Below are 7,472 nucleotides of genomic sequence, written 5' to 3'. Positions count from 1 at the left end.
CGGCGCGTAGTAGGTGTCCCAGAGCACGTTGCGGAAGCGGAAGTCCGGGTCGAGCCGGCGCTTTAGCGCGAACATCTGGTCGGCGCGCGGATAGGCGCGATGGAACTGCTCGCGCGTGGCATGCGGCTGGTAGGGCAGGTAGTAGGTGCCGCCGCAGTCGAGCGCGGCATCGATCAGCTCGCGCGTCCACACCGCCACGCGCTGCTTCGCGTTCTCGCGCGTGCGCTGCTTGTAGTACAGGACGAACGCGAACACCTCGCCGCGCGCCCAGGCCAGCAGCGAGCCCGGATCGGCGAACGCATGGCGCACCGAGACGTTCACCGCGTTGACGCGGTGGCGCGCGAGGATCTCGGCCATTTTCGGCACGAACTCGTCGAAGCGCTCGACCGGGACGAAATACTCCTGCAGCACGTAGGTCGACTTGCGGCGCGACGCCGGCTCGAGCTCGGCGACGTCGTAGCCGGCCTCGTAGTTGCGCCAGTGCACCGGCTTCGACGCATAGATCAGCGGTTCGAGCAGGCGCTCGCGCCGGAACTTGCCGCCCGGCGTCTCGGTGAAGGCCCAGAAGAAATAACGGTGCAGCGGAAAGTGCCGGCGCAGCGGCTGCAGGCGGTCGGCGACGGTCGCGGCGCGTTGCGTGCGACGCCACGTCACCGCGCGGGCGCGGCGGTAGCGCGGCGGGTACAGGTCGGCATTGTGGAAGATCGCGTCGGCCTGGCCGCGCACGTGGGTGCGGAACCACTGCGCGTACGTACGCGTGGGCATGCAGGCATGCGTGCGCTCGACCCGCACGTTGTCGTCGAGCAGCAGCTCGGCCTCCACGATCACGCCGAGTCCGCCGTAGCCGCCGATCGCGCCGTAGAAGAGTTCGGTGTTCGCCTCGGGGCTGGCATCGACCACCGACCCGTCGGCGAGGACGAGACGGATCGAACGCACCGACAGGATCAGCGGCCCGAGTCCGACGTAGCGCCCGTGCACGTTCACGCCGAGCGAGCCGCCGACGGTGAAGTTGGCATAGGTCTGCATGATCCGAACGGACAGGTCGTGCGGATCGACGAAGCGCTGGATGTCGCACCAGCGGATGCCCGCCTGTACGCGGATCGTGCGCGCGACCGGATCGAAGTTCAGCACGCGGTTCATGCGCCGCATGTCGAGGTGCAGGCTGCCCGGGCTCGCGGTCTGCCCGCCCATGCTGAAGTGGCCGCCGCCCACCGAGATCGCGCCGTCGGCGCGACGGATCGCATCCACGACCTCGTCGGTGGACGTCGGCGTCGCCACCGCCCACACGCGCACGGGATTGAGCCGCGTGACGTCGTTGACGATCACGCCCGTGTCGATCGCGGGCGCCTCAGGCCGGTTCATGGATCTGCACCTGCAGGTAGTCGTAGCCGCGCAGGCGCGGGTCGTCGCCGTACTGGTTGGCGCCGTGCGTGCCGCGCGTCAGCAGCAGCCGCCACGCGAGGATGAGCGGCCCGAGCAGTGGAACGATCGGGACCAGCAGCCACCCGGCCGAACGGGCCTGGTCGTGCAGCCGGCGCACGAACAGCGAGGCGAGCACGATGAAGTACGGCGGATAGAGCAGGAGCGTGCTGTCGTAGCCGACCACGCGGTCGAGGAAGACGAAGAGCACGACGAATACGGCGGTCGCGATGACGAGTCGCGCGAGGAAGTCGCGCCGGCGCAGGCGACCCTGCCATCGCACCCAACCGGATACTGCGTTTGCCATGAAGGCGACCTCCCCGTCGCGACCTGCCAGCGCGGTCATGGTAGCGGCGGCGCCACTCAGCCGAGCAGCACTGCGCGCAGCGCGTCGTAATCGGGCGCCATCGGATCGGCATGTGCGGGCCGGGCCAGGCAGTCGGCCAGCGCCGGCGGCGCCTCGACGCTGCGACCGATGCAGGGCTCGACGACGCTCTCGAACTTGGCCGGATGCGCCGTGGCGACCACGATCCACGCGCGCGTGTCGCCCGCGGCGCGCAGCCGACGCAGGACATCGAGCCCGGTCGCGGTGTGCGGGCAGGGCACAGGGGCGCCGTCGCTCGCGGCCTGGGCGATGGCGGCGCGGATCGCCGCATCGTCGACGCTGAAGGCGCGCATCGCGCCGCGCAGCGCGGCATCGTCGACGTGCCAATGGCGCAGGCGTTCGAAGTTGCTGGGCGCACCCACGTCCATCGCGTTGGCGAGCGTGGCCCGCGCGTCCGCCGGTGTATAGGGCGCGCCGTCGAAGTACCGCGGCAGTACGTCGTTGGCATTGCACGCGAGCACGATGTCGCCGAGGGGCGGCCCCATGCGGCGGGCGAGCCAGCAGGCGCTCGCGTTGCCGAGGTTGCCGGTGGGGATGATGAAGTTGGCCGGTGCGCCGGTGTCGCGCTGCTGCCGGAGCGCGGCCCGCGCGTAGTACGCGGCCTGCGGCAGCAGCCGGCCGAGGCTGATGCTGTTGGCCGACGCGAGCGGCACGCGGGCGCGCAACGCGGCGTCGCCGAGCGCCTGCTTCACGAGGCGCTGGCAGTCGTCGAACGTGCCGGCCACGCGCAGCGCGCGCACGTTGTCGCCCCAGCAACCGAGGCCGTGCGCCTGGCGCGGGGAGACGCGGCCGTCCGGATACAGCACGACGACGCGGAAGCCGGGGCGACGATCGAACGCGGCGGCGACCGCGGCACCGGTGTCGCCGGAGGTGGCCACGAGCACGGTGACGTCGGGGTCGCCGTCGTGCCGCAGCGCGCCCAGTGCGCGGGCGAGGAAGCGCGCGCCGAAGTCCTTGAACGCGGCGGTCGGGCCGTGGAAGAGCTCGAGGACGGCGTCGCCGGAATCGTCGAGCGGCAGCCGCGGTGCCGGGAAATCGAAGGCGTCGGCGCAGATCGCGGGCAGTGCGGCGGCGAGCGGCGAATCGTCGAAATACGGCGCCAGCAGGCGCGACGCGATGTCGGCGAGGTCGGCGTCGGCATCGAGCGGGGGCGCGCACGGAATGGGATCCGGCACGTACAGGCCGCCGTCCGGGGCGAGGCCCGCCGCCAGCGCAGCCGTGATGTCGACCGCCGGCGCGACGCCGCGCGTGCTGACGAATCTCATGCGACGAGTTCGGCGCGCGGCCCGTTGACCGGCGACACGTAGGCGCGGCTGTCCAGCCCCGCCGCGCGGAACGCGGCGCCCATCGCCGCACCGCCGGCCTGCGCCTGCGCGCGCGAGTCGAACCAGCCGAACACCGTCGGGCCGGCGCCGGAGATGCTCGCGCCGAGCGCGCCCGCATCCAGCGCGGCCTGCTTCACCTGCGCGAATCCCGGGATCAGCGGGGCGCGCCGCGGTTCGACCAGCACGTCGCGAAGCCCGTCGGCGATCAGCGCGCGATCGCCGCGCGCGATCCCGGTGAGGAACAGCGCGAGGTGCGCGCTCTGCTCGACGAACGCGCCCAGGGAATAGGGCTCGGCCAGCACCGCCCGCGCCTCGCGCGTTTCCAGCACGTGCGCCGGGTGCACGGCGGCGCAATACAGGTCGGGCACGTCGAGCCGGATCGCGCGCGTCTCGGTCGCGAGCACCACGCCGCCGAGCAGCATCGGCGCGACGTTGTCGCCGTGCAGGCTGCCGCTGGCCACCGACTCGCCGGCCAGCGCGAACGGATACAGCGCCTCGCGCGACAACGGCGCGTCGAGCAGCGCGTTCGCCGCCACCAGTGCCGCCACGCAGGAGGCCGCCGACCCGCCCAGCCCGGAGCCGAGCGCGATGCCCTTGTGCAGCGTGATCGCGAAGCCGTGCGCGAGGTCGAGCGCGCCGCGCAACTCCATCAGTGCGCGACCCGCCGTATTGCGCGGGGCGTCCAGCGGGATGCGCGACAGTCCCGGCACGTCGCCATCGATGCCGTCGACCCGCACCACGGGCTCGTCGATACGGCGCACGGTCGCGCCGTCGCCGGGGCCCTCGATCGTGTGGCCCAGCAGGTCGAAGCCGACCCCGATGTTGCCGATGCTCGCCGGCGCGAAGGCGCGGGCGATGCGGGAGGGTGCGGTCACGAGTGGGCTCCGTGGGAGGGCGGTGCATGCCGGCGGGCGTATGCCGGCCGGCCCGGAACGCCCGGACGGCGCCGGGACTGCGGCGATTATCGGCGCAGTCGGGCCATGGCATGGCCGGCCACGCGCGCCAGGGCCCGCCCCACGGCACCGCCGGTGGCTTCGGGGCCCGGCCGCGTGGTGAAATGCGCGCGGAAGCGGGGGTACCGGCCTGGCCGGTTGAGAGAGTCCCTTCGAACCTGATGCGGTTGAGACCGCCGTAGGGAAGCTTCGCCGGGCGCCCCGCGTCCGCGCGCCGCCCGCTCGATCGCACGCCGGCTCCCGGCGCTCGCCCCATCCCCGCAGCGGACGAACCGATGAACGCAGTCGCCACCGAACTCCTCCAGCAGGCCGAAAAGCTCTCGGCCGACGTCGTCCGTCCGATCCCGGGCTCGAACAAGATCCACGTCGAGGGCTCGCGCCCCGACATCCGCGTGCCGATGCGCGAGATCGCGCTGGCGCGCACGCCCACCCTGTTCGGTGGCGAGGAGAACGCGCCGCTCACGGTCTACGACTGCTCCGGCCCGTACACCGACGCGAACGCGACGATCGACCTGTCGACCGGCCTTTCGCCGCTGCGCGCGCAGTGGATCGCCGAGCGGGGCGACACCGAGGTGCTGCCGGGCCTGTCGTCCGAGTTCGGCCGCGCGCGCGAGCACGATCCGAAGCTCGCGCACATCCGCTTCGGCAACCGCGCATTGCCGCGCCGCGCCGTCGGCGGTGCGAACGTCACCCAGATGCACTACGCCCGCAAGGGCATCGTCACGCCCGAGATGGAGTTCATCGCGATCCGCGAGAACCAGCGCATCGAGGCGATCCGCGAGGCGCACCTGCTGCGCCAGCACGCCGGCGAGCCCTTCGGCGCGGCCATCCAGAAGCTGATCACGTCCGAGTTCGTGCGCGATGAAGTGGCGCGCGGCCGCGCCATCATCCCGAACAACATCAACCATCCGGAAAGCGAGCCGATGATCATCGGCCGCAACTTCCTGACCAAGGTCAACGCGAACATCGGCAACAGCGCGGTGTCGTCGGGCATCGCCGAGGACGTCGAGAAGCTGGTCTGGTCGATCCGCTGGGGCGCGGACACGGTGATGGACCTGTCCACCGGCAAGCACATCCACGAGACGCGCGAGTGGATCATCCGCAACTCGCCGGTGCCGATCGGCACGGTGCCGATCTACCAGGCGCTGGAGAAGGTAGACGGCCGCGCTGAGGAGCTCAACTGGGAGATCTTCCGCGACACGCTGATCGAGCAGGCCGAGCAGGGCGTCGATTACTTCACGATCCACGCCGGCGTGCTGCTGCGCTACGTGCCGCTCACCGCGGGGCGCGTGACCGGCATCGTGTCGCGCGGCGGCTCGATCATGGCCAAGTGGTGCCTGGCCCACCACAAAGAGAACTTCCTCTACACGCACTTCGAGGACATCTGCGAAATCATGAAGGCCTACGACGTGGCCTTCTCGCTCGGCGACGGCCTGCGCCCCGGCTCGATCGCCGACGCGAACGATGCCGCGCAGTTCGGCGAGCTCGAGACGCTCGGCGAGCTGACCAAGATCGCGTGGAAGCACGACGTCCAGACCATGATCGAAGGCCCCGGCCACGTGCCGATGCAGATGATCAAGGAGAACATGGACAAGCAGCTCGCCGAATGCGGCGAGGCGCCGTTCTACACGCTTGGCCCGCTGACGACCGACATCGCGCCCGGCTACGACCACATCACGTCCGCGATTGGCGCCGCGATGATCGGCTGGTTCGGCACCGCGATGCTCTGCTACGTCACGCCGAAGGAGCACCTCGGCCTGCCGAACAAGCACGACGTGCGCGAAGGCCTGATGGCCTACAAGATCGCGGCGCACGCGGCCGACCTCGCGAAGGGCCATCCCGGCGCGCAGGCGCGCGACAACGCGATGAGCAAGGCGCGCTTCGAATTCCGGTGGGAGGACCAGTTCAACCTCGGCCTCGACCCGGAGCGCGCCCGCGAATACCACGACGAGACGCTGCCGAAGGAAGCGCACAAGAGTGCGCACTTCTGCTCGATGTGCGGCCCGCACTTCTGCTCGATGAAGATCACGCAGGACGTGCGCGACTACGCGCGTGACAACCCCGACTCGCTGCTCGAGATCGAGAAGGGCATGGCGGAGAAGTCGGCCGAGTTCCGCGCACAGGGCGCGGAGGTCTACCGCAAGGCATGACCGGCCGTCGCGCGAGGCCCGCGGCTGTCCCGCGCGCGCAGGTGCGGCGCGGAGGCGGCGCGTGAAGCTGCCGCGCCCTTGGGTGCCGCTCGACGCGCCCGTCGATGCCGGGCGGATCCGGGCGGAGCTCGCCGCCGACGCATCGCCGTGGCGCGCCGCCGACGGCGTGGGCGGCGCGATGATCCGCTGCCGGTCGCTGCTGGCGCCGGGCGATCCCGGCATCGCGGCGGCGCCCGCGCTGGCGGCGTGGCTGGCGCGCCTGGGCGGACCGTGGTCGCGCGTGTCGGTCGAGTGCTACGCGCCCGGCGCGCATACGCCGGCACGGGTCGACGCCAGTCGCGACGGACGCCAGCACGCGCGCGTCGTGCTGCCGCTGCACGGCGACCTGCTCGTCGAATGCGAGGGCGAACGCATCCTCGCGCGGGCCGGGCGACCCGGCCTGCTCGACACCTGGCGGCGGCACCGCATCGCCAACGTCGGCGTCGAGACGGGCTGGATCGTGCTGGCCGACATTGCCGGCGTGCCCGAGCCGGGCCCCGCGACGGGCACGACCTCAGGCCACCTCCGCGTCGAACACGGCGTTCCCGCGCCGATGGATCCGTGGGAGCTGGACACCGCGCTGGGCCAAGTGCTGTCCGACGCACCCGAGGCGGCGCGGGACGCGCGCATCCGTACATCGCTCGCGTCGCTCGTGCGCATCGCGCGCGCCGCATGGGCGGAGGGCGCGCCGGCGGCGGCGCTCGCGCAGGCCGTGGCGCAGGCGCGCGCGGCGCTGGTCGATGCCGGTGCCGAGCGCCTGCGACTGCGCAACGGACTGGGCGTGCTCGACGCGCTGGATCGCCAGGCATTCGCGCCGCTCGTCGACCGGGCGCCGCGCGGCGAACCGGCGCCCGACGCCGTCGATCCGCAGTTCGATCGCCCCGTGTTCATCGTGAGTCCGCCGCGTGCGGGATCGACCCTGCTGTTCGAGACGCTGACGCGCGCACGCGGGGCGGTGTCCATCGGCGACGAGAGCCACGCGTTGATCGAGGGCATCGCGTCGCTCGCGCCCGCGGCGCACGGTTTCGACTCGAATCGGCTGTCCGCCGCGGACGCCACGCCCGCGGTGGCGCTCGCGCTGCGCAACCGGTTCCTGGATCAGCTGCACGATCGCGATGGCCATCGCATCGACGCCGTGCGCCGCGTGCGCATGCTGGAGAAGACGCCGAAGAACGCGTTGCGCCTGCCGTTCCTGCGCGCG

At 72.0% G+C, this 7,472-nt stretch carries 6 protein-coding genes and 1 riboswitch; of the genes, 2 read left to right on the top strand and 4 right to left on the bottom strand.

The window, feature by feature from the left end; translation table 11 throughout:
* From E4F61_RS13720 to E4F61_RS13705, 4 genes are all read right to left on the bottom strand, one after another.
* Positions 1-1,362 (bottom strand): FAD-binding oxidoreductase (locus tag E4F61_RS13720; RefSeq protein ID WP_133480185.1); only part of this gene is annotated, 1,362 nt, incomplete at its 3' end.
* The gene (locus E4F61_RS13715; RefSeq protein ID WP_133480184.1) at positions 1,349-1,765 is read right to left on the bottom strand and encodes a DUF805 domain-containing protein; all 417 of its coding nucleotides are present in this window, start codon (positions 1,763-1,765) and stop codon (positions 1,349-1,351) included. The genes E4F61_RS13720 and E4F61_RS13715, both read right to left, overlap by 14 nt.
* A 17-nt stretch (positions 1,766-1,782) precedes the next feature.
* Positions 1,783-3,069 carry a threonine synthase gene (gene thrC, locus E4F61_RS13710; protein WP_133480183.1) on the bottom strand — a complete coding sequence of 429 codons (1,287 nt, stop codon included), beginning with the start codon at positions 3,067-3,069 and terminating at the stop codon, positions 1,783-1,785.
* Positions 3,066-4,004 (bottom strand): homoserine kinase, encoded by a 939-nt coding sequence (locus tag E4F61_RS13705; protein ID WP_202909014.1) that lies wholly within the window; start codon positions 4,002-4,004, stop codon positions 3,066-3,068. The genes thrC and E4F61_RS13705 overlap by 4 nt, the downstream gene beginning before the upstream one ends.
* A 186-nt stretch (positions 4,005-4,190) precedes the next feature.
* A riboswitch (TPP riboswitch) is annotated at positions 4,191-4,285 on the top strand.
* A 72-nt stretch (positions 4,286-4,357) separates the two neighbouring features.
* Between E4F61_RS13705 and thiC the strand changes: the two genes are divergently transcribed.
* Together thiC and E4F61_RS13695 are read left to right on the top strand one after the other, a co-directional pair.
* Positions 4,358-6,232, top strand: coding sequence for a phosphomethylpyrimidine synthase ThiC (thiC, locus tag E4F61_RS13700; RefSeq protein ID WP_133480181.1), 1,875 nt, complete (start codon positions 4,358-4,360; stop codon positions 6,230-6,232).
* 61 nt (positions 6,233-6,293) lie between these two features.
* Positions 6,294-7,472 (top strand): sulfotransferase (locus E4F61_RS13695; protein ID WP_162301501.1); only part of this gene is annotated, 1,179 nt, incomplete at its 3' end.

The sequence above is a fragment of the Cognatilysobacter segetis genome (assembly GCF_004359965.1).
GTDB classification, from domain to species: Bacteria; Pseudomonadota; Gammaproteobacteria; order Xanthomonadales; family Xanthomonadaceae; genus Cognatilysobacter; species Cognatilysobacter segetis.
Note: the sequence above shows the minus strand (reverse complement) of the source record. Positions and strands in the feature narration are given on the sequence as shown.

What these genes read in the sequence shown, in the direction of transcription:
- thiC (WP_133480181.1), top strand. Translation starts at nt 4,358, where the DNA reads ATGAACGCAGTCGCCACCGAACTCCTCCAGCAGGCCGAAAAGCTCTCG.
- thrC (WP_133480183.1), bottom strand. Translation starts at nt 3,069, where the DNA reads ATGAGATTCGTCAGCACGCGCGGCGTCGCGCCGGCGGTCGACATCACG.
- E4F61_RS13715 (WP_133480184.1), bottom strand. Translation starts at nt 1,765, where the DNA reads ATGACCGCGCTGGCAGGTCGCGACGGGGAGGTCGCCTTCATGGCAAAC.